Source organism: Streptomyces sp. 8L (genome assembly GCF_020176795.1).
Lineage (GTDB): Bacteria > Actinomycetota > Actinomycetes > Streptomycetales > Streptomycetaceae > Streptomyces.
The window spans coordinates 1-830 of record NZ_JAIUKE010000789.1 but is presented as its reverse complement, the minus strand read 5'-3'; the positions used below and the strand labels follow the sequence as shown (position 1 = coordinate 830).

The 830-nt window shown below is 72.4% G+C and carries 1 protein-coding gene; it reads right to left on the bottom strand.

Annotated features, from left to right (window positions below; all coding sequences use genetic code 11):
• Positions 1-173: 173 nt before the first annotated feature.
• Positions 174-785, bottom strand: a complete 612-nt coding sequence (locus LCE31_RS38745) for a transglycosylase SLT domain-containing protein (RefSeq protein ID WP_225022912.1) — start codon at positions 783-785, stop codon at positions 174-176.
• Positions 786-830: the final 45 nt, after the last annotated feature.

Here is an 830-nt window from a genome sequence, read left to right as displayed (position 1 = left end):
GGCCGCCCCGGGGCTGGAGGGGGCTGGAAAATCGCCCCTACCAACTGGCCCCCGCCGGTGGAGCTCCCCCCCCCGGGGCGGGGGGGGGGGGCCGGGGGGGGGCGGCGGGGGGGGGCGGGGGGGGGGGCGCCCCGCGGGCTCGTACTGTCGGGGGTCGCTGTCAGTCCGCCCGATCAGTAGGCGGAGTCGACGTTGTCCATCGAGCCGTACTTGTGGGCGGCGTAGTTGGCCGCGGCGACGATGTTGGCGACGGGGTCGGTGAGGCTGTTCTTGGTGCCCTTGACGTGGTAGGTGTCGAAGGTGGGCTGGATGACCTGGAGCAGGCCCTTGGAGGGCACGCCGTTGCGGGCGTTGACGTCCCAGTTGTTCTGGGCGTGGGGGTTGCCGCTGGACTCGCGCATGATGTTGCGGTGCAGGCCCTCGTAGCTGCCGGGGATGTGCTTGGCCTTCATGATCGCCAGCGACTCCCGTATCCAGCCGTCGAGGTTGTTGCCGTACTTCTTGCTCTTGACAATCGCGGTGACCGCGTCGACGTGCTTGGCGGCGGTGTGGGGCTTCTTGGCCGCGCCGGTGTGGTGGGCGGCCTTCTCGGCGTGGTGGGCCTGCTGGGCGACGTGTGCGGCCGTGACGGTGGAGACCGTCGCGGGGGTGGTGGCATGCGTCGGCTCGGCGGCGTGGGCCGGGTGCGGCGCCAGAGTCAGCGCGCAGGCCGCGGCGCCGGCCGCGGCGATGCCGGCCACGGAGGTCTTGCGGAACGTCAGGGTGCGGCGGGTGATGCCGGTCATGGGTGTACCTCTCCATTGGGGGCGTCGTGGGGAGGCCGACTGGGG

Bases quoted from the DNA above. Each gene is read 5' to 3' on its own strand.
- LCE31_RS38745 (WP_225022912.1), bottom strand. From the start codon at position 785: ATGACCGGCATCACCCGCCGCACCCTGACGTTCCGCAAGACCTCCGTG.